Consider the following 25,031-nt stretch of genomic DNA (forward strand, 5'->3'; position numbering starts at 1 on the left):
TCTGCCTCGAGCATTTACTTCGAGAGATTCGAAAGATAGGCTTTTCGCAACGGGCGCCGGCATGACCGAGACGCAGGCCGAAGGAGAGAATGCCATCCCGGAATATGACCTCGTCATCCGCAGTGGAACCGTCGCGGACGGAACCGGCGCACCTTTGCGCGAAACCGACGTCGCCGTGTCCGATGGCAGGATCGTGGCAGTCGGCGAAGTGGCCGGGTCCGGCCGCGACGAAATGGATGCCAGGGGGCTGCTGATCACGCCCGGCTTCATCGACCTGCATACGCATTACGATGCCCAGCTGTGCTGGAGCGAAGTCATGGACCCGTCATCCGGTCACGGAGTGACGACCGTCGTCACGGGCAACTGCGGCGTCGGTTTCGCCCCCTGCAGCGCCGAAAATCGGGATTACCTGATCCGTCTCATGGAAGGCGTCGAGGATATTCCCGAAGCCGTCATGGCGGAAGGATTGCCGTGGAACTGGGAAAGTTTTGGCGACTACCTCGATTCGATAGAGCGCCGACCGCACGATATCGACTTTGCCGTGCTTTTGCCGCATGCGCCCTTGCGGGTTGCGGCCATGGGCCGGCGTGCGGTCGACCTGGAACCTGCTACCGCGCAGGATCGGGCGAAGATGCGCTCCCTCGCACGCGAGGCGATGCTTGCGGGCGGAGCAGGCTTCAGTTCTTCGCGCAGCATGTATCACCAATCCAGCAGGGGCGAGTCCATCGCATCGCTGAAGGCTGGGGACGACGAATTGCGTGAAATCGCGATGGGGCTCGCCGACGCGGGCCGCGGCGTGCTTCAGGCGATCACCATCGACGGTCGCTATCACGTGGAGGAGTACGAGGCCCTTCACCGCATATCGGACCAGACAAAGCGACCGGTATCGTACACGCTACTGGAATTGCCTTCGAACCAGGGGCTGTGGCGCGAAGTCCTCGCTGCAGTGGACCGTGACGTCGCCAAGGGCATCGACATAAGATTGCAGGTGTTCAACCGACCGGTCGGTGTCGTGCTGGGCCTCGAGGCCAGCTTCAACCCCTTCATCGCAAACCCCTTCTATGTCGCAGAACTGGCTCCGCTGCCCCTGTCGAAGCGGGTGAAGGCGATGCGTGAGCCGGAAGTGCGCGCGCGCCTGATCGCGGATGCCGGCAACCTGCAGCATCCCATGTCCAAGTCCGTGACAAACTATGAAAACATGTACGCCCTGGGCGAATATGCCGAATACGAGCCATCGCCTGAAACGAGCGTCGCGGCTCTCGCCCGCGCACGGGGCGTTCCACCGCTGGCGGTCGCACTCGACATTCTGCTCGAGAACGAAGGCCGCGGCAAACTGCTCGTCACGGCAAGCAATTTCGTCCACGGCAATCTGGATACGACGCTGGAGATGATGCAGCATGATCGTTCGGTCGTGGCACTCGGCGATGGCGGAGCCCACTATGGGCTGGTCTGCGATGCGAGCTATCCCACCTATATGCTAACCCATTGGGCCCGCGATCGCTGGCGGGGTGAGCGACTGGACCTTGCGACGGCCGTCCGCATGCTGACCAAGGATCCGGCGCAACTCCAGCGGCTTCACGATCGCGGCCGGCTGGCACCAGGCATGAAAGCGGACATCAACGTCATCGACTTCGACCGGCTGAAGCTGCGCTCGCCGGATATCGTCCACGATCTCCCGAACGGCGGCAAGCGGCTAGCGCAGCAGGCGGAAGGCTACGTCGCTACATTCGTGTCTGGACAAGCAATCCGCCGAAATGGCGAGAGCACGGCCGCGCGTCCGGGCCAACTTGTCAGAAATGCCGGAATCTAGAGCGGTTCCCGATCTGATTGCATCAGATCGGCCGCTCCAGGCTCTTGTTTTTCGCCGTTTTCTGAATCGTCAGGTGAGCCCACCTGACTGGAAACCGCTCTAGCACCACGCCAAGCGGCATTGACCAGGCTTCCCGGCTTTCCCGGATCATCGTACCTCGCGCAAGCCTCCACGAGCGATGTCGGCGCAACGTGGAGGCGTCACCCTGTTGGAAGACTCATTCAACGACCTCGGGCGACGGTTCGGCCGGCAGGAGATTGGACCAGTAACGGATGCGGTCTTCGATGAAAGGGCGCCATTTGGGAAAGGCTTCCCATTCCAGCAGCTTGAGAAACGGAACGTTCAATTCAGCGAGCATCTCGGTCGTATCGATAGACTCGTTGATCCAGCGCGACACCGATCCGGCAAACAGGTAAACGAGTGACTGGGTGACGCTTTCGGTTTTCATCGAAGCCTTGAAGATGCCTTCTTCGCGGCACCTGAGAAGCACTTCATTCCAGAAATCGAGCCTCGGCCTCTGAACCGTTTCCAGCAGGGCGAAGTCGCGCCCTCCATAAGCCTCGCGATAGAGCGCGCGATAGAACGAAGGGTCATCGGTCAGAGTAGACGACGTCCGATCGAGCGCGGCGAAGAGATACTCCAGACCGTTCCGATAGGTATGGAGTTCCAGCTTGTCCCGGGACTCCGCGATCAGACTCCGGGAAATCTCGGCCAGTAATTCCCGCTTCGATCCGAACACGTTATAAGGAGTGACATGCGCGACCTCCGCCCGCTCTGCCAGATCACGCATTTTGAGCGTTCCGGTTTCGCTCAAAAGCTCAAATGCGGCTTCAAGAACCCGCGTTCTCACATCTTGCCCCACAGCTTGCCCGACGTCGTTTCTGTTCATGTCACGTGATATACCACGCATGCTCAGGATCATCCAGAGCCTACATATCCACCCCTGCAACATATGTTGTCTTGACTTTATCATATCGCGTTATAGGTCTTGTCGATACACACAGGTGAGGAACAGGGAAGCATTCGGCCATAGAAGGTGCGATTGTTGCGTTGCATCCTGAAGCGGTCCGACATTCGAGAAAGCAGCGAGGACAAACGGCGCGCCGCGTGGCGGACGCCGGAACATCGCCTTGGCCGAATTGAACCAGCACACCCCGTCCAGACCCAGTGGCCAAGTCGCTCAACTCGCAAAGAGTGAGCATGAGGCTGAACAATAATTTTCAATGGGAGAGAGTAATGAGGAAATATCAATGTGGACGCGTCGCGGCCCTGACACTGGCATTGAGCATCGGCGTGAGCATTTCCACCATGGCGCATGCGAGCGAGGCGGCCGACAGGAGCGAAGCGAGCGATGCACAGCCAGAAGCGCCGCAGCGCCCTGAAACCACCGCCAACGACGATGGTGCGATCGTGGTCACCGCCAGGCGTCGCGAGGAGCGCCTGGTCGACACCCCGGTCTCGGTCAGCGTCACGAGCGGCGAAACGCTGCAGGCCCGCGGCCTGGACACGGTAGCCAGCCTCGGCAAGGCTGCGGCTGGCGTACACATCGTCAATTCACCGCGCGGCTCCAGTACGCCTTTCGTGGTCATCCGCGGACAGCGCATGATCGACACCACGATGGTCTACGACCCACCGGTGATCTTCTACGTAAACGAAGTGCCGTGGATGCGCGTCAACGGGCTGAACCAGGGTCTCTACGACATTTCCAACGTCCAGGTCCTTCGCGGGCCGCAGGGGACGCTCTTCGGCAAGAGCACGACCGGCGGCGCGGTTCTCGTCACGACCGCTCCGGCCGATACCTACGAAACCGGGGGCCATGTCCGGGCATCGCTTGGCAATTACGATCTTCGCCGTCTGGAAGCCGCGGCGAACTTCGTCTTGAACCAGAACCTAGCGGTCCGCTTCGCCGGGGTAGTAGCCAAGCGCGATGGCTATATTCACGCCCGCAACATCGACTACGACCTGAACAACGAGAACTACAACGGCCAGCGGATCAGCGTTCGCTACGAGAATGGCGGCCTCAAGAACGACCTCATCGCCAGCCGCTTCTGGTCGAAGACCCACGGAACGGGTGCACCGCTGGTTGCCTTCGACACCGGCGGCGCATACGTCAGCCCATCGTTCGTACCGATTGCCCAAGCGGAGGTCGCCGCAAACAAGGCCGACTTCTACGGGATCACGGTGGATCCGGATTTCCTCCCGTTCGAAAGCACCAAGTCGTTCGACGTCACCAACATCACGACATACGAGATCAGCGATTCCATCACTGTGAAGAACGTCTTCGCCTATCGTAAGATCAAGACCGATCCGGTCCGCTACGACCTGGAAGGCACTCTTTATCTCGCCCCGTACTCGGCCGCCTACAACGTGACGGCCTATACCGACGCACATCAGATCAGCGATGAATTTCAGGTACAGGGCACGAGCGACAACTTCGACTGGATGGCCGGTCTGTTCATCCTTTCGGAAAAGGGCAGCGACGGCGCCTTTCTCGTCAACGGCGCCTCGGCCAACATCTCGAGCCAGTCGGGCATCGAAACGCACAACCTGAGCTATTCGGCCTTGCTCAGCGGCACGTACCGCTTTGGAATTGAAGGCCTGTCCATCAGCGCCGGAGTCCGTTTGACCCGCGACCGGCGAACCGGCGACGCCGTTCAGATCAAGTACGACTCCGCGACCGACACGAGCACCTGCGGCATCAGTACGCCTTCCGGACCTGCCTGCACCTATCCGGAGAGGAGCGTCAACACCGAACCGAGCTGGTCGGTCAGCCTCAACTACAAGCCTGTTGAGGACATGCTGCTCTATGTGGCGCATCGCCACGGCTACCGCTCCGGCGGCATTCAGAACCGCATCACGAGCAGCGTGGCAGCCATTCCGTTCCAGCCGGAAACGCTGAACGATGTGGAGGTCGGCGCCAAGGTTTCAACATCGCTTGGCGAGACTGCGCTCGGCACGACCCGGCTGACCCTCAACATCGATGCCTATCGCGGCGTCTACAAGGATCTGCAGCGTTCGGTCTCATATATCGCAGGCACGCCGCCCATCATCCTTACCGGGATCGCCAATGCCGCAGGCGCAGTCATCCAGGGCATCGAAGCCGAAGGTTCGCTGCGTGTCGGGAACCTCACCATCGGCGGCAACTTCGCCTACACCGATGCGCACTACAAGACTTACGTCCAGAGCATCACGCCGACGCAAACTGCCGACCTTTCCGATCTTCCCTTCGGTTATGTGCCTGAGTGGACGGCGCAGGCGAGCCTGGATTACAGCCTGCCGCTGTCGCACCCCGGTGAGACCCTGGATGCCGGGATATCGTACCAGTACGTTTCCAAGACATTCACCAGCGAGGCCCGGGTCCGTTCTTCCGCGTTCCTGCCCGGCTACAACACCGTCGACGCGCGGCTGGCTTGGAACAAGGTTGCAGGAACGGGCATAGACCTGTCCTTCGTCGTGTCGAACCTGACGAAGGAGAAGTACTATCTCTACTCCAACAACAACTCCGGAACGCTAGGAATCGTAAACGATTTCCCCGCCGCTCCGCGACGGTTCCAGTTCACGTTGGGCTATAACTTCTGACTCGGTTCTCCGCGCCGTCGGTTACGACGGCGCGGGCCTGTCATGGCGCCGCCCCGACGGAGGCGCAATCAGATGATGCGCGCTTCGATCAGCAGGCGGATCGCCGCGTTGATGCCGACGTCACCGAGCTTCGTAAGAAGGTTCGCGCGGTGGATTTCGACCGTGCGGTGACTGATTTCGAGCTGTTCGGCAACGGCGCGGTTGGTCAACCCCTGGGCAAGACCTTCGAGGACCTCCATCTCGCGACGGGTCAGGCTTTCGATCGATTTCTTGGCCTTGATCGCACGCGAGCGGATGTGCCCGATCCGGTCTATGGCGACCCGCGCTTCCTCAACCGTCCTGCAGAATTCATCCACGTCGGTCGGGGTATCGCTATAGCCCACGGCGCCCTCGTTAACGGCCCGCACGATCTGCGACGTCGTCGGATTTTCGGCAAAGGCGACGAAGGGAAGCCACTTCTCCATCTGCAGCATCAGCTCGGTGAGCATGGCGATGTTGTTGTTGTCGTCCGCGATGAGAATCATGCCAGCATCGGGCCAGCGCGATGCCAGTTCCTCAACCGCTTCGAAAGGAACGATATAGATGCCACGCTTCGACATTTCGTAGCTCACCGTCGCGCGGCGCTTTTGATTCTGATCCACCAGAAAGAGGTGGAAATTCCCTTGGTACATTGGCTTGCGACCCCATTTTTTTGCCCAATCCGCTGGACGAACAGGGGCCTCGCCCGCACCCTTCGGTGCGATCCCCACGTTCATCCACCCCATTTTGGCTATATCTCGAGTTATCTCGATGAGGTGAGATTGGGCAACTACGTAATTGCACGTAGCCAAGGCTCGCAGCGAATTAAATTCCTGAAAGAATCACCCAAGCAATTGCAATGAAATGATTTTCGTCAAGGTAATTTTCTGTCGCAGGACGAAAATTTTTTCACTCCAGCACCTCGACGCGAATCAAAAGATAGGGACCGCGGCTTCCAGCACGAAGGCGGCGAACGCCAGAACCAGTCCGATCCGGAAGGTTCGGAAGGCATAGGAAAGATAGCGATACTTCTTGCGCTGGAGCACCACGCCGTTCTGGTAGATGTCCCGCAACATCGTGCTCAGCACCCGGCCGTCGGTTTCCGCACGCTGCATGGCGCGGTCGATGAATTCCTCCTGCGGCAGGCCGGTAAAGACCCCGAAGAAGAGAAGATTGTCCAGCTCGTCGTCCGACAGCTTGGGCGGAGTCACCTTTGGCGTCACCGCCGCCATCGCGAACAGCGCAGAGAGGAAAGCGGAGAGGACGAGGATGAGCAGCGAGGCGCGGTAGTTGCCGCCGCCGAACGCGCTCACCGACAAGGTGAACACGAGGAATGTCACGCCCATCAGGATATTCGCCTTGTGATCGGCCATCTGGCTGAGCACGGCGTGATTGGTCATGGCAGTGCGCACCATGTGGATGGCGTGCACCGAATAGGTCCTGTCGTCGTAGAGCCCGGCCTGCCTGCGGTCCGGCTCATGGCGGGCGGGCACGTCCGAAGCGGTTTCCTCTGGCTTCACCGTTTCGGACATGCGCCCCTCCAGCCCTTTTACACCACGCCGAACGCCAGCATGGCATCGGCGACCTTCTTGAACCCGGCGATATTGGCGCCGCGCACGTAATCGACATAGCCGCCACCGCGTTCGCCGTAAGTCAGGCAGCGGGCATGGATGCCGGACATGATGTCCTTGAGCATCTGCTGCAGTTCCGCCTCGGTCCAGGGACGCCGGCCGGAATTCTGGCTCATTTCCAGACCCGACACCGCCACGCCGCCGGCATTGGCAGCCTTGCCCGGGGCGAACATGATCTTGGCGTCCTTGAAGACGTGCACCGCTTCGAGGTCGGAAGGCATGTTCGCACCTTCCGAAACGGCGATGCAGCCATTGGCGACGAGCGCGCGGGCATCCGCGCCGTTCAGTTCGTTCTGCGTCGCGCAGGGCAGCGCAACGTCGCAGGCGACGTTCCACAGCGTCTTGCCCTCGTGATACGAGGCGCCCTTGAACTCTTCCACGTACTCGCTGATGCGGCCGCGGCGGTGGGTCTTGTGGTGCTTGACCCAGTTGATCTTATCGAGGGTCAGTCCATCGGGATCGTAGATGAACCCGCCGGAGTCCGAGAGCGTCACCGGCTTGCCGCCCATGTGGACGATCTTCTCCGCCGCATGGGTGGCCACGTTGCCCGAACCGGAGATGACGGCAGTCTTGCCGTCGAGGTCGAGCCCGCGCGCCGCCAGCATCTCGGCCAGGAAATAGACCGCGCCGTAGCCGGTCGCCTCGGGACGGATCAGCGATCCGCCGTATTCCAGACCCTTGCCGGTAAGCACTCCGGTGAAGTGGTTGGTGATGCGCTTGTACTGGCCGAACATGTAGCCGATCTCGCGCCCGCCCACGCCGATGTCACCGGCGGGAACGTCGACGTCGGCACCGATGTGGCGATAAAGTTCGGTCATGAAGGACTGGCAGAAGCGCATGATCTCGCGCACCGACTTACCCTTCGGATTGAAGTTCGAGCCCCCCTTGCCGCCGCCCATCGGCAGGCCGGTCAGCGCATTCTTGAAGGTCTGCTCGAAGGCCAGGAACTTCAGGACGCTTTCGTTGACGCTGGGATGGAAGCGCAGACCGCCCTTGTACGGGCCGATGGCATTGTTGTTCTGCACGCGCCAACCGCGCTGGACGCGGATGTTGCCGTTGTCGTCTTCCCAGCAGACACGGAAGGAGACGACCCGGTCCGGCTCGGCAATGCGCCGCAGGATCTGCTGCTCGTGATACTGTTCCTTGTCGGCGATAAATTCGAAGATGTCTTCCGCGACTTCCTGCACGGCCTGAACGAATTCGGGCTGATAGGGATTACGGCGCTTCACGCCTTCCATAAACGCGTTGAAATCAACGTGGTCGGTGATGGCCATAATTAATCTCCCTTTACTATGTTCAGTACTTCCCGCGTCGTTCGCACAGTTCTCCTGCGTCAGAATACGACTGCGGATCAAGGCCGTACAGAGCTAAAGTGGACAAGTCGTTGATTTGGGAAACACCGGCGCGGCGATTGCGAGAACGGGCCTGAACCACGGCTGCGGCGCCGGCCAGCAGAGTGCCCCTGCGCAGGAGCGCCCGCCATTACCTGGCGGGTTTGGCCGGCGGCTTGGCAGCGGCCGATTTGGGCTTGGCCGTCCGCTTGGCCTTGGGCTTTGCAGGCGCCTCGGGCTCGCTGTCCCGGGCAATCTTCTCAAGCTCCTTCTTCGGGGAGACGAACACGTCCTCCCCCTTGGCCTTGCGACCGATCGAGTACCTGTAGATCGCGTAAGCGCCGGCGCCGCCAACGGCCCACTTGAGTAGTTTCACGAAGCGTCCCCTCGTTACCTGAACCAGCATCACCGCCCTGCCCGGATGCTTCCGGACAGGGCCGCTACTGCCAATTGGTAGTCGATAAGCGCGCGATTGCAACGCAGGAGCGGGCGGTTTTGCGCCCGGTGCAGGCCGAGCGGATCAGCCTTCGGACACCCATTCACGCCGCAATGCCGGGCCCGCCAGCGCCATGAGCACGGCGGCGATCAGGTAGAGGACGAGACCGAAGAGCATCGAATAGCGCAGCGATTCCTCGTCATAGACCGGCGCCAGCGCCGTGGAGAGAGCGCCCAGCGCATAGATGCCGCCGCCCAGCCCGATCAGGTTGTTGATCAGCAGGAACAATGCCGATGCCGTGGCCCGGGCGGGCGGTTCGACGAGATGTTGGATCGCCGAGGTCACCGGTCCGAGCCAGATATAGGCCAGTGCCTGCGGGACGAGGAACATGAGGAAGGCGAGCGGCACGCTCGAAGTCCAGATGCCCCCGGCGAACAGGGGCACGGCAGCCACGAACGCCATCGCCGGCACCCAGGCGTAGAAGGCACGGTTGGCCCGGCCGAGACGGTCGGCGAGCAGCCCGCCCGACAGCACGCCCACGCTTCCGCCCAGGAGCAGAACCGCGCCGATGAACCAGGACGTCTCGACCAGCTCGAGGTGGAAGCTGCGCTGGAGCAGGCTGGGCAGCCAGAAAGCGAGGCCATAGCCCAGCATCGAGCTGGAGGCGGCGCCGAACGAAAGCAGCCAGAAGCCGCGCTTGCGGGCGAGCAAGGCCGCGATCGCGAGGAAGCGCACGCCCTCCCCGGCTGCCGGAGACGCCGGGGCGGCAGGCTTGGGGCGATCGCGCACGACGAACTTGAAAAGCGGCGCAATCAGCAGCCCGGCAATGCCAACGACGAGAAAGGCCGCGCGCCAGTCAACCCTTGCCGCAACATAGCCTCCGGCCAGCACGCCGGTTGCCGAACCCAGCGGAATGCCCAGCGAATAGACCGAGAGCGCGAAGGCCCTGCGTTCGCTGGGAAAATGATCGCCGATCACGGCATAGGATGGGGCAACCCCGCCCGCCTCCCCGACGCCGACGCCAAGCCGGGCGAGGAAGATGTGCCAGAAACCCTGCGCCGCGCCGCAGACCGCCGTGAACAGGCTCCAGATCACCAGCGATCCGGTTATCACCCAGGACCGGCTCGTGCGGTCAGCCAACCACGCCAGCGGCACGCCCAGCGTCGAATAGAGGATGGCGAAGGCAAGCCCGCCGAGCATCCCCATCTGTGCGTCGTCGAGACCGAGATCGGCCTGGATCGGTGCGGCCAGGATCGCGAGGATCTGGCGGTCGACGAAGTTGAACACATAGACCAGCAGCAGCATCGCCAGAACGAGATTGGGCGAAGCCGGTCGCCGGGGCGCGGTGCTGGTCATCTCAGTTCACGTACTCCTGACAGAAGGACCTGATGGCCGGCAGGGCCGCAGGCTCATCGAGGATCGGGGCATGGCCGACGCGCGGCACTTCCACGGCGGCATAAGGCCCCCTGTGCCGACTGGCCATCTCCTCGACCGTCGCTCTCGACAGGAGATCGGACAGCGTGCCGCGAATGACAAGCACCGGCGTCCGGTCGAGCAGGTCCCACAAGGGCCACAGGTCGGGCGGTACGACAGTCGCGTCCTCGTCCGAAAAGCCCTGCGAGATCGCCGGATCGTAAGCGAAGGAAACGGTGCCATCGGCATTCTCGGAGCAAGTGCGCCTGGCAAAGGCCATCCAGTCTGCGCTGCCGAAATCGGGGAAGGCGGGCGCGTTGATCGCCCGGCACCGGGCTGCCGCTTCGGTCCAGGAGGCCATCGCCCCGCGCGGGCCAACATAGCTCTTGATGCGATCCAGCCCTTCGTCCTCGAGAACCGGACCGATATCGTTGAAGACCACGGCCGATGCGAGTTCGGGCCGCAGCGCGTTGATGATCAGCGCCATCAGCCCACCCATCGAAGTCCCGATCACGCCGACGCGCTCGATACCCAGTCCATCGAGCAGGGCCAGCATGTCCTGTGCGTAGACGTCCGGCCGGTATTGCGCAGGATCGGGGTCCCGATCGGAGAGGCCCCGTCCGCGCTGGTCGGGCACGATCAGCCGGTAAGTGCCGGCCAGGTGCGCTGCGAGCGGCTCGAAATCCGCACTGTTGCGGGTCAAGCCATGCATCATCAGCAGAACCGGGGCCTCGTCGCCCGCGGCTGCGGGATAATCGCGCGCGGCCAGCTCAAGGCGCCCGCAGGCGCTGCGATAGCGGTGGTCGCGGTAGTCCATCGAACAATCCTTTCACCTGCAGCGGACCTGGCGGGATCTTGCGGGGGGTGCTCCGTAAGGGTGGAGACGAAGACCCCGCCAGGCTGCTGCGCAGTTGCCCCGATCAGAATTCCACTGTCGCGGTGAGGAAGACCTGGCGCGGATTGCCGTAGAAGGCAGTCAGCGTACCTTCGCTGCCGAGCGTCGGGATCGGGTAGCCATTGGCACCCAGATTGACCGCGCCCGTCTCTTCGTTCTGCGAGATGTAGCTGTAGCCCGAAGTGATGTATTCCTTGTCGAGCAGGTTCTTGCCGTGCAGGCCGATGCTCCAGCCGCTGCCCGGCGCGGAATAGACCAGGCTGGCATCCCACAGGGCATAACCCTTCTGGTCGAGATAGGGGCTGGGGAACTCGAACTGGTGGGTCTTCGAGCGGTAGGAAACCGTCGTCGACATGCTGAGATCGCCCTCGCCGACCGGGGTCGAGTAAGACAGCGTTCCGCTGGCGGTCCACTTGGGCGTATTCTGGATATTGCGATACTGCGCGACGTCGACAGTCTGCCCGCCGATCAGCGTCTCGTACTTCTTGAACTTGGCATCGATGTAACCGATCGCGGTCGCGAAATTCAGCCGGTCCCCTGAGGCGACGAGGTCGCGTGCCAGGCGGGCATTGGCCTCCAGTTCCGCGCCCTGCATCCTCGCCTTGCCGGCGTTGGAAACGACACCGCAGAAGGTCGGCACGCCATTCACCGTGCAGGCAACCGATCCGGGGATCTGGATGTCGGTGTAATCCATGCGGAAGATCGCACCGGCAACATAGAGCGCGCCGCCGAGCAGGTTGCCCTTGTACCCCAGCTCGTAGCTGTCGACCGTCTCCGGTTTGAAGCTGAGGTACTGGGCGATTTCGGCATCGCTCAGGCTGCCGTCGCCATCGAGGTCGTTGGCGTTCTTGCCGACGCCGCGCGGATCGAAGCCGCCGCCCTTGAAGCCCTTGGAATAGCTTGCGTAGATGTTGTGATCGGCGCTGGGCTTGAAGCTGAGCGACACGCGCGGCGTGAACTTCTTGAATTCGTTGCTGCCGCTGAAGTCGGTGTCGGTCGAGAACAGCACGCCCGGATTCTGGAAGCCCGCCGAGCCGCCGAGAATGTAGTTCTGCTTGAGGATGTTCGCCTTGCGCTTGTCCCAGGTGTAGCGCCCGCCAAGCGACAGGCTGAACTGATCGGTCAGGTCATAAGTGAAATCGCCGAAGATCGCGTAAGTCTTGGTACCGACGTCGGCCTCGGTATGACCGGTGAGCATCGGCAGGACATCGGCAAAGGTCGTGTAGAGCCGGCTGTCGAAGTAGGTGTCGGCCGTGGCGTCGAGATAATAGACGCCGACAAGACCCTGCAGCGGCCCGCCGTCATCCCACTGCAGTTGGAATTCCTGGCTGACCTGCTCGTTGTGATAGAACGCCGGCACATCGAGGTCGACGGTCGGCAGCGCATCGAAGTCGATCGGCGAGGCACTGTTGTCCTTGCGCCAAGAACTGATCGACTTGAACGTCAGCGCGTCGGTCAGCTCGGCCGTGGCGTTGATGGCAAAGCCATAGGCCTCGACGTCCTGCTTCGGATCGGTCAGGCCGCCGCGCGTATCGAACACATCGGAAAGGACCGGCGCGCCCGAAGCGAAGCCGGGGATCAGGCGATGGCCGCCGCGGGCATTCGACTTGTCGTGGGTGTAGTCGCCGGAAATGCGGATCAGCACCGGCGCGCCGTAACCGCCGATGTCGAGGCTGCCGCGCGCCGCCCAGACGTTCTTGTTGTAATTCTCCGCCCCGGTCGTGAGGTTCTTGCCGAAGCCGTCGCGGGTGAGCCGCGCTACCGAACCGCCCACGCGTACGAGGTCGCTGATCGGGGCGGAAACCGTCACGACGCCATCGACCTGGTCGTAAGTGCCGATGGTGCCCTTGACCTTGAGGTAGAAGTCCTGCGGCAATTGCTTGGTCACGTACTTGACCGCGCCGCCGATCGTGTTGCGACCGTAGAGCGTGCCCTGCGGTCCGCGCAGCACTTCGATGCGTTCGACATCGTAGATGTCGAGCACTGCGGCCTGCGGACGGTTGAGGTAGACGTCGTCGAGATAGATGCCCACGCCCTGTTCGAAACCGGAAACCGGATCCTGCTGGCCAACACCGCGGATGAAGGCGGAAAGCGTCGAGTTGGTTCCTCGCGAGGGCTCCAGCGTGACGTTGGGGGCCGACTGCGCGATGTCGGTGACATCGATCGCGCCGGACTTCTCGAGCTGGGCGCCGCTGAAGCTGGTAACCGCAATCGGCACGTCGACGAGGCGCTCCTCGCGGCGGCGGGCCGTCACGATGATTTCAGCGCCAGTCGTGTCCCGCGCATCTGCCGCGCTTTGCGCGTCCTGAGCGAGAACCGGAGCTGCCAACCCCATCGAGCCGGCAAGAGCCAAAGCACTGCAACCGAAAGCGAGAATACGTGCCCTTTGCATCAATTCATCTCCCAATGAACCTTATCGTTGGAAGACTTGATACCGAGAGTTGAATCAGGTTTCAACATTGAAGATTTGCCAATCGGCATTGAAGCAGATAGCTGTGTCTTTGTGACCACAGCAGATGCGCCAGAACCCAAGGTTTCCGTCCCTTCCGACAAGGCCCCCAGAACCGAGCGGGGACGAAAGACGCTGCGCAAGTTGCTTGACGCGGCCGCTCTCGAATTCGGGGAACACGGGTTTCACGAAGCCTCGATCACGGGAATCACCCGCAGGGCCGGAACCGCGCTGGGCAGTTTCTACACCTACTTCGATTCGAAGGATGAGATCTTCCGCGCGCTCGTCGACGACATGAGCGGCAAAGTCCGCGAGGCGGCGAAAAAGGCCCTGGAGCCGCCCCTTCCCGCGCTCGACCGCGAACGCGCTGCCCTCGGGGCGTTCCTGCACTTCGCGCGTGAGCACAAGGAGATCTACCGGATCATAGACGAGTGCGAATTCGTCGATCCCGCCGCCTTCCGCGCGCACTACGAAACAACCGCAGCGCGCATGACCGACAGGCTCAGGGCCGGCATCGCCAGCGGCGAATTGCGCGAGGACCTGGGCGAAGCCCACGCCTGGGCGATCATGGGCATGAACGTCTTCCTCGGCCTGCGCTACATGGTGTGGTCCGATGAAGCCGATCCGGACAAAATGGCGGAACTGGCCTGCTCGATCCTGCGCGAAGGCATCGCCCGCCCCAGGGGCGACTGAGAAGCCCCGCAGCGGCCCTCGATGGCTTGATCAGACACCGGAGTGTGGCCGTTAACTTTTGCGGCCCGGCAGTCCTCCAGCGGGACAGCGCCCCCGCGCCGCTGGTGCTTCACGCCGTTTTAAGCGATCATCGCCAGAACGGTACCGGCAGATTCGTCAAGGACAGGACCACGTGAACGGACGCATCCTCCTCGCTTCGGGCTTTGTCGCCCTGGCCGTCATTGCCGGCGTCCTGATGCTTGCCGCGTCTCCCGACAAGCCGCAGCCCGCATCGCTCTCCGAAGCCCGTGTGGCAGCGGCCAAGGCCGATCCGGCAGCGCCAGCCCCTGCTCCCGAAGCACCTGCCGCAAAGCCTGCAAAGCCTGCAAAGCCTGCAAAGCCTGTCGCCAAGGCCGACGAGCCTTTCGTGATCAAGCGGATCCTGCCGATCGACGGCCCGATCAAGTACGGTGAATGGCACTGGGACGACGCCGATGTCCCCGACGGCCCGATCGTCGTGACAGTGGACCTCGATGCCCGGGTCCTCTCCGTATTCCGCAACGGCTACGAGATCGGCGCAACCGCTGTCCTGCTCGGCACCGAGGACAAGCCCACCCCGCTCGGCGTCTTTCCGATCACGCAGAAGGACAAGGACCACGTCTCCAACATCTACACCGGCGCGCCAATGCCCTACATGCAGCGGCTGACCGACGACGGCATCACCCTTCACGGTTCCAAGGTCGAACTGGGTTATGCCAGCCACGGCTGCATCGGCATGCCCGAGCCTTTCGCCGCCAAGCTGTTCCGGACCACGAAGCTGGGCGACAAGGTCTACATCACCCGCGGCAAGCAGGTCGGCATGGGCGACAGCCTCGTCGGCGCGTGACCGTCAGGCCCTGGGGCGGCGAACCGCGCGCACCGGCGCCTTGCTGAAACTCCAGCGCCCGGCATTGGGACGCACGACAAGCGCGCCAATCGACGCCGGACTGCCCTGAACCAGAGTTTCGAACAGCCGCGCCACTGCACTGCCGCGCGGCTCCGCTCCGTCCAGTTCACCCACGATCCGGGCAATCACCCGCAGGACGACGGCACGCGGCGCCTGCGGCCGGTAGCCCAGGCCCATCGGCTCCTTCTTGACGCAGGAACGCCATTCGAGCGCCGCCATCCAGTCGAGCGCGGCATCGGCCTCGGCAATGTACTGCGCGCTCTGGGCGATCGCGGAAACATCGAGCCAATCGGCATCGGCAAGTGCCTTGCGCACCCGCACCCGATCATATTTGTCGTCCGCATTGCTGGGGTCCTGCGCCGCCAGGATACCGGCCTCGGCTACTACCTCGGCCAATTCCGAGCGGCGCCAGCCGAGCACCGGGCGCAGCAAGGGAATGTCGCAATCGGGCACCTGCCCGCGCCCGCGCGTACCGGCCAGTCCGGCGACTCCGCTCGCCCGGTTCAGGCGCATCAGCAGCGTCTCGGCCTGATCGTCGGCATGATGCGCGGTCGCCAGCGCCGCCAGCTGCCGCGCCTCGATCCATCGGGCAAGCGCCGCATACCGGGCGCTGCGCGCCTCGGCCTGGACATTCCCCGGCGCCACCTCGACCCGAAGCGTTTCGTGCGGCACGCCCAGGCGCGCGCAAAGCGCGGCGACGTCGGCCGCTTCCTGCGCGCTCTCGGGCCGCAGGCCGTGATCGACGGTTGCCGCCCCGACCCGGCCCGGCAGCGCCGCAGCGGCGAGGAGGAGCAGCGCCGTACTGTCAGGGCCGCCCGACACCGCAATCGCCAGTCGTGCCGGCTGCGCATCGATCGCCTCGGGCCAGAGCGCGGCCAGTCCCTCGCGGAACCGGGCGACGCGCTCGGCCTGAGGAATCAGCCTCGCGGCCGAGGGATCAGCTGCAGGAGAGTCCATTACGCGTGGTGTCGTACAGGCTCTTGAGACGACCTGCCGCTTCGGCCGCATAGGTCTGGCTGAATTCGGCCAGCGCGATACAGGCGCGCTTGGTGTCCTTGAGCTGCTTCATCGAAACCGCGAGGTAAAGCAGGCTGTCGGGCGCACGCTCGCCGTTCTTGTCGGCCTGGTAGTTCTGGACGAACCACTTGGCCGCCTCGAGCGCATTGCCATCGTCGAGATAGGCGCGGCCAAGCAGGTTGCGGCCCCAACTGGCGCGGCTGCTCTTCGGGTACTTTTCGAGGAACAGCTTCAGCTGCTGCTCGGCCTCGGGGTAGAACTTGGCATCCCAGAGACGGTAGCCGTAGCTGTACTCGTCATCGGCCGGATCGCCGGTCTGCGGCTTGACGATGGCCTGCACCGCCTGGAGGCGCGACGCGGAAGGAACCGCTGGGGCGGACGGCTTGGCCGTTACCGGGGTTCGGTCAAGAGAGGAAGGCTGGTTGGCGACGCCGCTCATCGTGGAGAGGTTGGCGGCAGGCGCGCTGGTTGCTGGCGCCGAGGTCGCCGCCAGCGAAGCCGCACCCGAACCGGCCGCGACCGGTGCGTCGGCGGCCAGCTTCGCTTCCAGCTGGTTCAGGCGGTTGGTATTCTGTTCCACTTGCGCTGTCAGGCGGCTCATCTGCGCCTCGACCGCGTCCATGCGTCCGAGCAGGTCGGTCACCGGCGTGCTGGTGGGCACTTGCGGCCCGTTAGACGCCGAAGGCGCAGGCGTGGAGATCTGCGGCTCAAAGAACTTGCCATCGCCGCCGGGGAAGACCTTGCGCTGCAAGGCGCGAACTTCAGCCTCGACCTTCTTGAGGCGGCCTTCCGTAGAATCCTGCGCCAGGGCCGGCACCGCCCCGCAAACCAGCAGGGCCGCAACGGCCGAGTTCGCCAGCAGGCGTCCGCTCGTGAACCGCATCCCTCGCCCAGCCCGAAGTGAACCAATCATCGCCAAATCTACTCCAAGTCGGGGCCCACCGCCCCATCACCATTGCCCCCGATGCCATTGTCCCCAATGGCATCGCAACCTGGCCTGCGCCGGAAGAACCGGCAATTAACCATGCGCGACGCACAAGATGTTTGCAGAAAGCGGCCGCGTGTGTCGAGGCGGCCTTACTCGGAAACCGTGGAAACCACCGGATCCGAAGGCCGCGGACTGGGTGTCGGCGAAGGCGTCGGAAGAGGCGCAGCTGTGTCCGTCGGCTTCGCTTGCGGTGCGGGCTTGGCCGATGCAGCCCCGCTCGGCGCGGCAGTGGCGGCGGCAACGCTGGGCTTCGCACGCACGGGAGCGGATGCCGTCGGCGCGGGACGCGGCGCGGCAGGCCGCGGCGATGCGAGCGGCGCTGGCGCCGATGCCCGCGATGCCGCGACCGGCGTCGGGCTCGGCGTCGGCAAGGGACCGGAGCGATCCGCCTGCGCAGAAGGCGCCGGATCGCGTGTGGGCACGGCGATCGTGCGGGGCGTCTGAGCCGGTGCAGGTGCAGGCACGGCTTGCGTTGCCGGGCTTGCCGCACGGCCGGTGCCGCGAGCGAGGACATCGGCTGCCGCCAAGGAAACGCCCGAAACCAGCGTGGGCTTGTCGGAGATCTCGGGCACCGCCTGTCCGCCAACCGTCAGTTGCAGCGCGTCAGGGCGGGCCGTGCGCAGTTCGGGACCCGCCGCGTCCTGCGGCACGGTCCAGCTTTCGCCGAGGGCCAGTTCCTTTTGCAGCAGTTGCTTGCCGTCGGCGTCAGTGACCTTGACCCAGACCCTGTCGGCCGTGGCGGTCATCACCACCGGACCGGTGTTCGCCGCCGCCTGGCTGGGCACGGCCGCGGGGCCCTGCGCCGGCGCCTTGCTGGCCGTGGCCGCCGGCTTGTCGGCGATCAGGTCGGGCAGTTTGCCCTCGGGCGAAAGGAAGCTGCCCCAGAAGGCCAGCAACAGGCCCACCACCACGACAACGCCGGCCGCTGCGATCCAGGCCATGCGCACCGGCGGAACGCGGGCCGGATCGCCGGGCTCGAAGCTCGGTTCGACGAGTTCGGAGCGCAAGTGATCTCCCGCGTGAAGCTGTTCGCGCACCTGATCGGCGATTTCCACTTCGTCGATGCCGAGGGCGCGCGCGTAGGCACGCGAAAACCCGACGGCGTATGTCCGCGCCGCGAGATCGTTGAAGCGATCTTCCTCGATAGCGATGAGATGGCGTTCGGCAATCTTCGTCTGCGTGGCGATATCGGCGCGGGTCAGCCCCGCAGCCTCACGCGCCTGACGCAGCCTGCTGCCCGCACTCGTCGGCGATACTGCCGCTCCGTTGCTTTCGACGTCTTCCATTCCGCTCCCGAAGGGACATGAGGTGATACGGCCCCGATCCGAACCAACCCAAGACGCACGAGTCCCCGAAGTCAATCAGAAGGCAGGTTTCTGATTCAAGGGCATGCGGTGGGTCGTGCCTGACCGGCGACGGATATCCTCTGCTTGCGCCAGAGTTATGTCAATCCACGAGAATTTCGCGATCCGCAGCCCAGCGCGCCAGCGTCGCGCGCATGTTCTCAGGCGGATTGGCCAGCCATCCGTCCATGGCCTCACGGATTTGCGAGATATCGACCTTGCCGATGATCTCCTTGATCGGACCTACCGACGCCGGAGTGATCGACAGCCGCCTGATCCCCAGGCCAAGCAAGGCGAGGGCTTCCAGCCGCCGCCCGCCCATCTCGCCGCACACGCCGACATCGACGTTGTGACCCTCGACGTTGCGCAGGACCCGCCGCAGGAAGCGCAGGATAGCAGGGCTCAGCCAGTCATAGCGCTCGGCCAGTTTGGGGTTCGAACGGTCCGCTGCAAACAGGAACTGGGTGAGGTCGTTGGTGCCGATCGACAGGAACGAGATCTTCGGCGCCAGCAGGTCGAGCTGCTCGGCAAGCGCGGGAACCTCGAGCATGACCCCGTAGCGGATCGCTTCGGGCAGGACCTTCTTCTGCGTCTTGAGATAGGCGAGCTGATTGTCGAACACCGCCTTGGCGGCGTCGAACTCCCAGGGTTCGGCCACCATCGGGAACATGACATTGAGCGTGCGCCCGGCCGCCGCCTCGAGCAAGGCACGGGCCTGCGCCTTCAGCAGGCCGTCGCGCTCAAGCGCCACGCGCAACGCGCGCCAGCCCATCGCCGGGTTTTCCTCCCCCTCGCCGTCGTCGTGCCGCAGGTAGGGCAAGGTCTTGTCGCCGCCGATATCGACTGTGCGGAACATCACCGGCTTGTCCCCTGCCGCATCGAGCACGTCACGATAGAGGCGGGTCTGGCGTTCACGTTGCGGCAGCGTGGCCGAGACGAGGAACTGGAATTCGGTGCGGAACAGCCCGATGCCGTCCGCGCCGGTGAGGCTGAGATTGGTGATGTCCTCGCGCAGGCCCGCGTTGATCATGACCGTGATCCGCTCGCCGTCGCGCGAAACCGGCTGGACGTCGCGCAGCGCGGCATAGGCAGCCTGGCGCTCACGGCTCTTGGCGAAACGGGCCTCGAAGGCCTCGATCATGCCCGCTGCGGGCCGCACCATCGCCGTGGCCTGGTCGGCGTCGAGGAGCAGCAGGTCGCCTTCCCGCACGATACCACGCATGCTGCGGACCCGTCCGAGCACCGGCACGCCCATGGCGCGCGCGACGATGACGACGTGGCTGGTAAGCGAGCCTTCCTCGAGGATGACGCCCTTCAGGCGCCTCCGGTCGTACTCAAGAAGCTCGGCCGGGCCGAGATTGCGCGCGATCAGAATCGCATCGCTGCGCAGTCCCATCGAGGCCGCCGTGCCCATCTGGCCTGAAACGATCCGCAGCAGGCGGTTCGCCAGGTCCTCGAGGTCGTGCATGCGGTCCGCCAGCAGCGGATCGTCGATCTGGCGCATGCGCATGCGGGTGCGCTGCTGCACGCGTTCGATCGCCGCCTCGGCGGTCAGGCCCGAATCGATCGCCTCGTTGATCCGGCGCGTCCAGCCTTCGTCGTAAGCGAACATGCGGTAGGTCTCGAGGACCTCCTCATGCTCTCCGCCCACGCCGAATTCCGCCTGGCTGGCCATGCGGTCGATCTGCTCGCGCATCTTCTCGAAGGCGAGGATGACGCGCTGGCGCTCGGCCTCGGTGTCTTCCGCGACGACATGCTCGATTGTCACCCGCGGCTGGTGATAGACCGCGGTACCCGATGCCAGTCCCTTGACCAGGGTCAGGCCATGAAGCTGCTCCGGACCGTTGCTGGCCGCATCGAAGGAATGGGTATCCACTTCGTCGATGAGGTCTGCATTGGTGATGAGCTCGGAGAGCACCATCGCCACCGTCTGCAGGGCCTCGATCTCGACTTCCTCGTAGCGGCGCGGATCGACATGCTGCACGCACAGCACGCCAACCGCACGTTCGCGCCGCACGATCGGTACACCCGCAAAGGAATGGAACTTCTCTTCCCCCGTTTCCGGACGATAGGAGAAGTCGGGGTGCGCCGTCGCTTCGGCGAGGTTGAGCGTCTCGATATTGTCGGCAATCGTGCCGACGAGACCTTCACCCACCGCCATTCGCGTGACGTGGACAGCCTCCTGGGCCAGGCCGCGCGTCGCGAAGAGTTCCAGCATCCCCTCGCGCAGGAGGTAGATCGAGCAGACCTCGCTATCGAGGCACTCGCCTATCACTTCCACCACGTTGTTCAGCTTGGCCTGCGCATTGCTGCGCGAAGCCATGACCTCGTGGAGGCGGGTGAGAATGTTTCTTGCTGCTTCGACGGCTCCGCTGGTCATACCCTGAGAACTACCCCAATCGGAGCGCTTTGGGAACGGAGCGGGACCGTGAAATCAGCTTAATTCGGAACTTATCTCCGCTACGCGGGGGATCGCGCGTCTAACAGCGGGCGATTTCTTCCTTGAGTCTGAGCTTTCGCTTCTTGAGGGACTGGATTACCGCATTGTCAGGCAACGGCCGAGCCATCTCGTCGTGAAGCCGGCGTTCGATCCCGGCATGCTTGAGTTGAAGGGCGCTGACGTGCGAACTATCCATGGACGGTTCTCCTCTTGAAGGGGCCGGATCCGCGCCGAGCTCCCGGATTGGCGACTCGACTCCTGTCGGATACGGCGCAAAGTCATCCAAACATATTCAGGCCACCTTGCGAAGAGGATGATTGATTCATATTCGGTGAATCGCATGGTCGCTGCGTTGAGCAGGCCAGCAGCCAAACCAGCGCCGCGGCCCCAAACCGCGCAAAGTTATGAGGAATTCCGGCGTGACCGAAGAGGAAATGCGCAAGCGCCTAGAACTCCTGAGGATCGAGCATCGCGATCTCGACGCTGCCATCGACGCTCTCAATGCCACGGGAGCGTCCGATCAGCTGCAGATTGCCAGGCTCAAGAAGCGCAAACTCATCCTGAAGGATCAGATCGCGCAGATCGAGGATTACCTAATCCCGGATATAATTGCCTGATTCGACGGATTTCTGCGGAGGAATGCTGCCTTTCAGTTAACATCGGCAAACCATGAAACGTGCCACGCAGGGACAGTCCCGAATCGGGCCGTGGATTCTTGCCAAGACGCTGTTGCCCGCGATTCGACCTTCATAAATATCGAATGCAATGTCGAAACCGCTGACCATAAATCCGCGCATCGTCGAAGCGCTCTATTGCGAAGCTCTCACGCTTTCGGACGAAGTGCGCCATGCCTTCACGCTGTCCGGCCAGCTGGAGCGGGCCGGACACGACGAGGACGACGCGCGCGTCGCCCTGTCGAGCGAGGGCCTGCGCACGACGACCCGGATGATGCACGCGATCGCCTGGCTGCTCAATCACCGGGCCTTCTTCATGGGCGAGATCACCGACTACCAGCTGCGCCGCCACGGCCGCCTGTCGGCCGAAATGCGCCGGTCCGATGCGCAGCAGCTGGCCCTGCTCGAGCCCGAAACGGTCGAACTGGTCCAGGCGACGCGGCGCTTTTACGAACGCCTGCTCTGGCTCGATCGCAACTGGCGCCTGAGCGAAAGCCATGAGCCCAGCGCGATAGAGCGGCTGCGCGAACGCATCGAACAACGGCTGGCCGGCTGATCGGGCCCGCGTTCGGGCCGGAAACTCGACAGCGCAGCGATCAGGGGCCATATCGCCTCCATGACCGAGCAAAGCGCCATCGCCGCCCCCTATTCCGAAGCCGAACAGGTCGGCCCGCTCGTGCGGCGCGTACTGGCACGCAATCCTTCGCCTTTCACTTACACCGGCACCCAGACCTACCTCGTCGGCTCAGGCTGCGATGTGGCGGTGATCGACCCCGGCCCGGACGAGGCCGAACACATCGATGCGATCCTGGCCGCCATCGGCGACGCGCGCGTCAGCGCGATCATGTGCACCCACACGCACCGGGACCACTCCCCCGCCGCTGCCCCGCTTGCCGTTCGCACCGGCGCGCCGATCGTCGGCTGCGCCCCGCTTACGCTGGAAGACGACGGACCGCGCGCGGACGCCGCTTTCGACGCGCACTATCGTCCCGACCGGATCCTGACCGACGGCGAGACGGTTTCGGGCGACGGCTGGACGCTTCTGGCCGTCGCGACGCCGGGCCACACCTCGAACCACTTGTGCTACGCCCTGCCCGAGACCGGCGCGCTGTTTACCGGCGACCACGTGATGGGCTGGTCGACCAGCGTCGTCGCCCCGCCGGACGGCGACATGTCGGACTACATGGAAAGCCTCGCCGCGCTCTACCGGCGCGAACAGGACACCGTCTACTACCCGGCGCACGGCCCCGCGGTCGAAAAGCCGCGCCAACTCGTGCGCGGCATGATCGGCCATCGCCGACAGCGCGAGAAGCAGATCCTTCGCCAGATCGAAGCAGGCCGCCACCGGATCGACGAGATGATTCCGCACATGTACAAGGGCGTGGACGAGCGCCTCTGGCCTGCGGCGGGACGGTCTGTCCACGCACACCTGATCGATCTGGAACGCCGCGAGATCGTCGTCCACACCGACGACGCGTGGTCGCTGCACATCTGACCGGGCCGCATCTACCGCAAGCGCCAGGCCGCTAGCTGCAGACTGCACGGCGGTGGCTGGCGGTGCAGCAGTGGCAAACGCATTTTCCCCTTGGGGCATGGGCGTTCCATCCCTAGATAGGCCCCGCAACCGGAACGAAACCGGCACAGGAACCAGAGGGAAAGCCTACCATGACCGTAATGCCCGCCGATCTGTCCGGCATCGACGTTCGCGCCGAGATCGAGCGGCTGCGCAAGGAGCGCAACGCCGTCATCCTCGCCCACTACTACCAGAAGCCGGAAATCCAGGACCTGGCGGACTACGTGGGCGACAGCCTTGAACTGAGCCGCAAGGCCGCCGCGACCGATGCCGACGTCATCGCCTTTTGCGGCGTGAAGTTCATGGCCGATACCGCCAAGATCCTGAGCCCGGAAAAGATCGTCGTGCTGCCCGACCTCGAAGCCGGCTGCAGCCTCGAGGATTCCTGCCCGCCCGAAAAGTTCAAGGCATTCCGCGAAGCTCACCCCGATCACATCGCGCTGACCTACATCAACTGCTCGACCGAGGTGAAGGCGCTGTCCGACATCATCGTCACCAGCTCCAGCGCCGAAACGATCCTGCAGCAGATCCCGAAGGACCAGAAGATCATCTTCGGCCCCGACCGGCATCTCGGCGGCTACCTCAGCCGCAAGTTCGATCGCGAAATGCTGCTCTGGCCGGGCGTATGCATCGTCCACGAAGCCTTCAGCGAGACGGAACTGCTCAAGCTCAAGGCGCAGCACCCGGGCGCGCCGATCGCCGCACATCCGGAATGCCCGCCGCACATCATCGATCACGCCGACTACGTCGGTTCGACCAGCGGCATCCTCAAGTTCGCCCAGGATTTCGAAGGCCAGACCCTGATCGTCGCCACCGAGCCGCACATCATCCACCAGATGGAAAAGGCGCTGCCGGGCAAGACCTTCATCGGCGCCCCCGGTGCCGACGGCAACTGCGCCTGCAACATCTGCCCCTACATGGCGCTCAACACCATGGAGAAGCTCTACCTCGCCCTGCGCGACCTGCAGCCGCGCGTGGAAATCGAGGAAGGCCTGCGCGTCGCCGCTAAGAAGAGCCTCGACCGGATGCTGGAAATGGCATCGGGCACCGTGGGCAAGGGAGACCTCGGGGCGCGCTAAGCGCTGCCCCGGGTGGGCGCACGGCCTTCGGCAAACTCAGCCTGAGCGGATGGAGCGAATAACCTTGGCCAATCCTCTCTTGATCCAAGACACGGTTCAGCCAGCCTGAACCTGTCGCAGGCCGGGCGCTGGCCCGACCCGATCAGTTGCGCGAGAGTTGGAACACCGCGTGTTCAGCGCGGAAGTTCGCGGCCGCCGAACTGCACTGGGTGTCGCCGGAGAGGAACCAGCTACCCTCTACGGTAATTCCGCGCTCCTTCACCAGCGCGCGGAAATCGTCGACGGTGAGGTGGTGGATATTCGGTGTCTCGTACCATGCGACCGGCAGCAGCCGGGTCACCGGCATGCGCCCGCCCCACAACAGCGAGAGGCGCACGCGCCAGTGGGCGAAATTGGGGAAACTGACGAAGGCCTTGCGGCCGATGCGCAGCAGTTCCTCCAGCACCATGTCGGGGCGCATCGTCGTCTGCAGCGTCTGCGAGAGGATCGCATAGTCGACCGACTTGTCGGGATAGAAGGCAAGATCCCTGTCGGCATCGCCCTGGATCACCGACAGCCCCTTGCCCACGCACTTGCCCACGTTCGCAGGGTTCAGCTCCATCCCGCGCGCGTCGCACTGCTTCTCGTCGCGCAGGGCCTGCATCAGGGTCCCGTCCCCGCAGCCAACGTCGAGCAGGCTCGATCCGGGCGCGACATTGGCGGCGATCACGGAAAGGTCGGGCCGCAGGTTGCTCATC

General features: G+C 63.8%; 22 protein-coding genes. 8 read left to right on the forward strand and 14 right to left on the reverse strand.

Annotated elements, in window-relative coordinates:
- Positions 1 to 61: 61 nt before the first annotated feature.
- Positions 62 to 1,810, forward strand: coding sequence for an N-acyl-D-amino-acid deacylase family protein (locus JI59_RS08500; RefSeq protein ID WP_052117866.1), 1,749 nt, complete (start codon positions 62 to 64; stop codon positions 1,808 to 1,810).
- A 217-nt stretch (positions 1,811 to 2,027) separates the two neighbouring features.
- Here JI59_RS08500 and JI59_RS25625 read toward each other — a convergent pair whose 3' ends face one another.
- Complete coding sequence (locus tag JI59_RS25625) at positions 2,028 to 2,732, reverse strand: TetR/AcrR family transcriptional regulator (protein WP_160289727.1); 705 nt, start codon at positions 2,730 to 2,732, stop codon at positions 2,028 to 2,030.
- 314 nt (positions 2,733 to 3,046) lie between these two features.
- On the opposite strand from JI59_RS25625, the gene JI59_RS08510 reads away from it, so the two are divergent.
- Positions 3,047 to 5,389, forward strand: a complete 2,343-nt coding sequence (locus JI59_RS08510; RefSeq protein WP_007013168.1) for a TonB-dependent receptor — start codon at positions 3,047 to 3,049, stop codon at positions 5,387 to 5,389.
- A gap of 68 nt (positions 5,390 to 5,457) precedes the next feature.
- On the opposite strand, the gene JI59_RS08515 is transcribed toward JI59_RS08510, so the two are convergent.
- The 7 genes from JI59_RS08515 to JI59_RS08545 all read right to left on the reverse strand — a co-directional run bounded on the left by JI59_RS08515 (position 5,458) and on the right by JI59_RS08545 (position 13,505).
- Positions 5,458 to 6,030, reverse strand: coding sequence for a response regulator transcription factor (locus tag JI59_RS08515; RefSeq protein ID WP_239000605.1), 573 nt, complete (start codon positions 6,028 to 6,030; stop codon positions 5,458 to 5,460).
- A 309-nt stretch (positions 6,031 to 6,339) separates the two neighbouring features.
- Positions 6,340 to 6,939 carry a Pycsar system effector family protein gene (locus tag JI59_RS08520; protein WP_007013166.1) on the reverse strand — a complete coding sequence of 200 codons (600 nt, stop codon included), beginning with the start codon at positions 6,937 to 6,939 and terminating at the stop codon, positions 6,340 to 6,342.
- A gap of 17 nt (positions 6,940 to 6,956) precedes the next feature.
- The gene (gdhA, locus tag JI59_RS08525; protein ID WP_007013165.1) at positions 6,957 to 8,312 is read right to left on the reverse strand and encodes an NADP-specific glutamate dehydrogenase; all 1,356 of its coding nucleotides are present in this window, start codon (positions 8,310 to 8,312) and stop codon (positions 6,957 to 6,959) included.
- 208 nt (positions 8,313 to 8,520) lie between these two features.
- Complete coding sequence (locus JI59_RS08530) at positions 8,521 to 8,745, reverse strand: hypothetical protein (RefSeq protein ID WP_007013164.1); 225 nt, start codon at positions 8,743 to 8,745, stop codon at positions 8,521 to 8,523.
- Positions 8,746 to 8,889: 144 nt separating this feature from the next.
- On the reverse strand, positions 8,890 to 10,161 hold the full coding sequence (locus JI59_RS08535; RefSeq protein WP_007013163.1) for a spinster family MFS transporter: 1,272 nt from the start codon (positions 10,159 to 10,161) through the stop codon (positions 8,890 to 8,892).
- Between the two features lies 1 nt (position 10,162).
- On the reverse strand, positions 10,163 to 11,035 hold the full coding sequence (locus tag JI59_RS08540) for an alpha/beta fold hydrolase (RefSeq protein WP_007013162.1): 873 nt from the start codon (positions 11,033 to 11,035) through the stop codon (positions 10,163 to 10,165).
- A gap of 103 nt (positions 11,036 to 11,138) precedes the next feature.
- Complete coding sequence (locus JI59_RS08545; protein ID WP_038575849.1) at positions 11,139 to 13,505, reverse strand: TonB-dependent receptor; 2,367 nt, start codon at positions 13,503 to 13,505, stop codon at positions 11,139 to 11,141.
- A gap of 111 nt (positions 13,506 to 13,616) precedes the next feature.
- Here JI59_RS08545 and JI59_RS08550 point away from each other — a divergent pair, with 111 nt between their 5' ends.
- Together JI59_RS08550 and JI59_RS08555 are read left to right on the forward strand one after the other, a co-directional pair.
- The gene (locus tag JI59_RS08550) at positions 13,617 to 14,255 is read left to right on the forward strand and encodes a TetR/AcrR family transcriptional regulator (protein WP_007013160.1); all 639 of its coding nucleotides are present in this window, start codon (positions 13,617 to 13,619) and stop codon (positions 14,253 to 14,255) included.
- Between the two features lie 172 nt (positions 14,256 to 14,427).
- On the forward strand, positions 14,428 to 15,120 hold the full coding sequence (locus JI59_RS08555; protein ID WP_007013159.1) for a L,D-transpeptidase family protein: 693 nt from the start codon (positions 14,428 to 14,430) through the stop codon (positions 15,118 to 15,120).
- Between the two features lie 3 nt (positions 15,121 to 15,123).
- On the opposite strand, the gene tilS is transcribed toward JI59_RS08555, so the two are convergent.
- The 5 genes from tilS to JI59_RS26175 form a co-directional block, all read right to left on the reverse strand.
- A complete protein-coding gene (gene tilS / locus JI59_RS08560) occupies positions 15,124 to 16,137 on the reverse strand; it encodes a tRNA lysidine(34) synthetase TilS (RefSeq protein WP_007013158.1) in 1,014 nt (337 codons plus the stop codon).
- A complete protein-coding gene (locus JI59_RS08565) occupies positions 16,118 to 17,080 on the reverse strand; it encodes a tetratricopeptide repeat protein (RefSeq protein WP_007013157.1) in 963 nt (320 codons plus the stop codon). The genes tilS and JI59_RS08565 overlap by 20 nt, the downstream gene beginning before the upstream one ends.
- Before the next feature lie 194 nt (positions 17,081 to 17,274).
- Positions 17,275 to 18,471, reverse strand: a complete 1,197-nt coding sequence (locus tag JI59_RS08570; protein ID WP_007013156.1) for a helix-turn-helix domain-containing protein — start codon at positions 18,469 to 18,471, stop codon at positions 17,275 to 17,277.
- 160 nt (positions 18,472 to 18,631) lie between these two features.
- A complete protein-coding gene (gene ptsP, locus JI59_RS08575) occupies positions 18,632 to 20,908 on the reverse strand; it encodes a phosphoenolpyruvate--protein phosphotransferase (RefSeq protein WP_007013155.1) in 2,277 nt (758 codons plus the stop codon).
- Between the two features lie 100 nt (positions 20,909 to 21,008).
- Complete coding sequence (locus JI59_RS26175; RefSeq protein WP_007013154.1) at positions 21,009 to 21,164, reverse strand: YdcH family protein; 156 nt, start codon at positions 21,162 to 21,164, stop codon at positions 21,009 to 21,011.
- 223 nt (positions 21,165 to 21,387) lie between these two features.
- On the opposite strand from JI59_RS26175, the gene JI59_RS08580 reads away from it, so the two are divergent.
- From JI59_RS08580 to nadA, 4 genes are all read left to right on the forward strand, one after another.
- A complete protein-coding gene (locus JI59_RS08580) occupies positions 21,388 to 21,585 on the forward strand; it encodes a YdcH family protein (protein ID WP_173364724.1) in 198 nt (65 codons plus the stop codon).
- A gap of 148 nt (positions 21,586 to 21,733) precedes the next feature.
- Positions 21,734 to 22,198 (forward strand): DUF1465 family protein, encoded by a 465-nt coding sequence (locus tag JI59_RS08585; RefSeq protein WP_007013152.1) that lies wholly within the window; start codon positions 21,734 to 21,736, stop codon positions 22,196 to 22,198.
- Positions 22,199 to 22,258: 60 nt separating this feature from the next.
- Complete coding sequence (locus tag JI59_RS08590; RefSeq protein ID WP_007013151.1) at positions 22,259 to 23,137, forward strand: MBL fold metallo-hydrolase; 879 nt, start codon at positions 22,259 to 22,261, stop codon at positions 23,135 to 23,137.
- 170 nt (positions 23,138 to 23,307) lie between these two features.
- A complete protein-coding gene (gene nadA / locus JI59_RS08595) occupies positions 23,308 to 24,294 on the forward strand; it encodes a quinolinate synthase NadA (protein ID WP_007013150.1) in 987 nt (328 codons plus the stop codon).
- Between the two features lie 142 nt (positions 24,295 to 24,436).
- On the opposite strand, the gene metW is transcribed toward nadA, so the two are convergent.
- Positions 24,437 to 25,030 (reverse strand): methionine biosynthesis protein MetW, encoded by a 594-nt coding sequence (gene metW, locus JI59_RS08600; RefSeq protein WP_038575851.1) that lies wholly within the window; start codon positions 25,028 to 25,030, stop codon positions 24,437 to 24,439.
- Position 25,031: the final 1 nt, after the last annotated feature.

It is taken from the genome of Novosphingobium pentaromativorans US6-1, from assembly GCF_000767465.1.
GTDB lineage: Bacteria > Pseudomonadota > Alphaproteobacteria > Sphingomonadales > Sphingomonadaceae > Novosphingobium > Novosphingobium pentaromativorans.

Excerpts from the sequence above, each read along its gene's own strand:
- JI59_RS08500 (WP_052117866.1), top strand. The coding sequence starts at position 62 with ATGACCGAGACGCAGGCCGAAGGAGAGAATGCCATCCCGGAATATGAC.
- JI59_RS25625 (WP_160289727.1), bottom strand. The coding sequence starts at position 2,732 with ATGATCCTGAGCATGCGTGGTATATCACGTGACATGAACAGAAACGAC.
- JI59_RS08510 (WP_007013168.1), top strand. The coding sequence starts at position 3,047 with ATGAGGAAATATCAATGTGGACGCGTCGCGGCCCTGACACTGGCATTG.
- JI59_RS08520 (WP_007013166.1), bottom strand. The coding sequence starts at position 6,939 with ATGTCCGAAACGGTGAAGCCAGAGGAAACCGCTTCGGACGTGCCCGCC.
- gdhA (WP_007013165.1), bottom strand. The coding sequence starts at position 8,312 with ATGGCCATCACCGACCACGTTGATTTCAACGCGTTTATGGAAGGCGTG.
- JI59_RS08535 (WP_007013163.1), bottom strand. The coding sequence starts at position 10,161 with ATGACCAGCACCGCGCCCCGGCGACCGGCTTCGCCCAATCTCGTTCTG.
- JI59_RS08540 (WP_007013162.1), bottom strand. The coding sequence starts at position 11,035 with ATGGACTACCGCGACCACCGCTATCGCAGCGCCTGCGGGCGCCTTGAG.
- JI59_RS08545 (WP_038575849.1), bottom strand. The coding sequence starts at position 13,505 with ATGCAAAGGGCACGTATTCTCGCTTTCGGTTGCAGTGCTTTGGCTCTT.
- tilS (WP_007013158.1), bottom strand. The coding sequence starts at position 16,137 with ATGGACTCTCCTGCAGCTGATCCCTCGGCCGCGAGGCTGATTCCTCAG.
- JI59_RS08565 (WP_007013157.1), bottom strand. The coding sequence starts at position 17,080 with ATGCGGTTCACGAGCGGACGCCTGCTGGCGAACTCGGCCGTTGCGGCC.
- JI59_RS08570 (WP_007013156.1), bottom strand. The coding sequence starts at position 18,471 with ATGGAAGACGTCGAAAGCAACGGAGCGGCAGTATCGCCGACGAGTGCG.
- ptsP (WP_007013155.1), bottom strand. The coding sequence starts at position 20,908 with ATGACCAGCGGAGCCGTCGAAGCAGCAAGAAACATTCTCACCCGCCTC.
- JI59_RS26175 (WP_007013154.1), bottom strand. The coding sequence starts at position 21,164 with ATGGATAGTTCGCACGTCAGCGCCCTTCAACTCAAGCATGCCGGGATC.
- JI59_RS08585 (WP_007013152.1), top strand. The coding sequence starts at position 21,734 with ATGTCGAAACCGCTGACCATAAATCCGCGCATCGTCGAAGCGCTCTAT.
- JI59_RS08590 (WP_007013151.1), top strand. The coding sequence starts at position 22,259 with ATGACCGAGCAAAGCGCCATCGCCGCCCCCTATTCCGAAGCCGAACAG.
- nadA (WP_007013150.1), top strand. The coding sequence starts at position 23,308 with ATGACCGTAATGCCCGCCGATCTGTCCGGCATCGACGTTCGCGCCGAG.
- metW (WP_038575851.1), bottom strand. The coding sequence starts at position 25,030 with ATGAGCAACCTGCGGCCCGACCTTTCCGTGATCGCCGCCAATGTCGCG.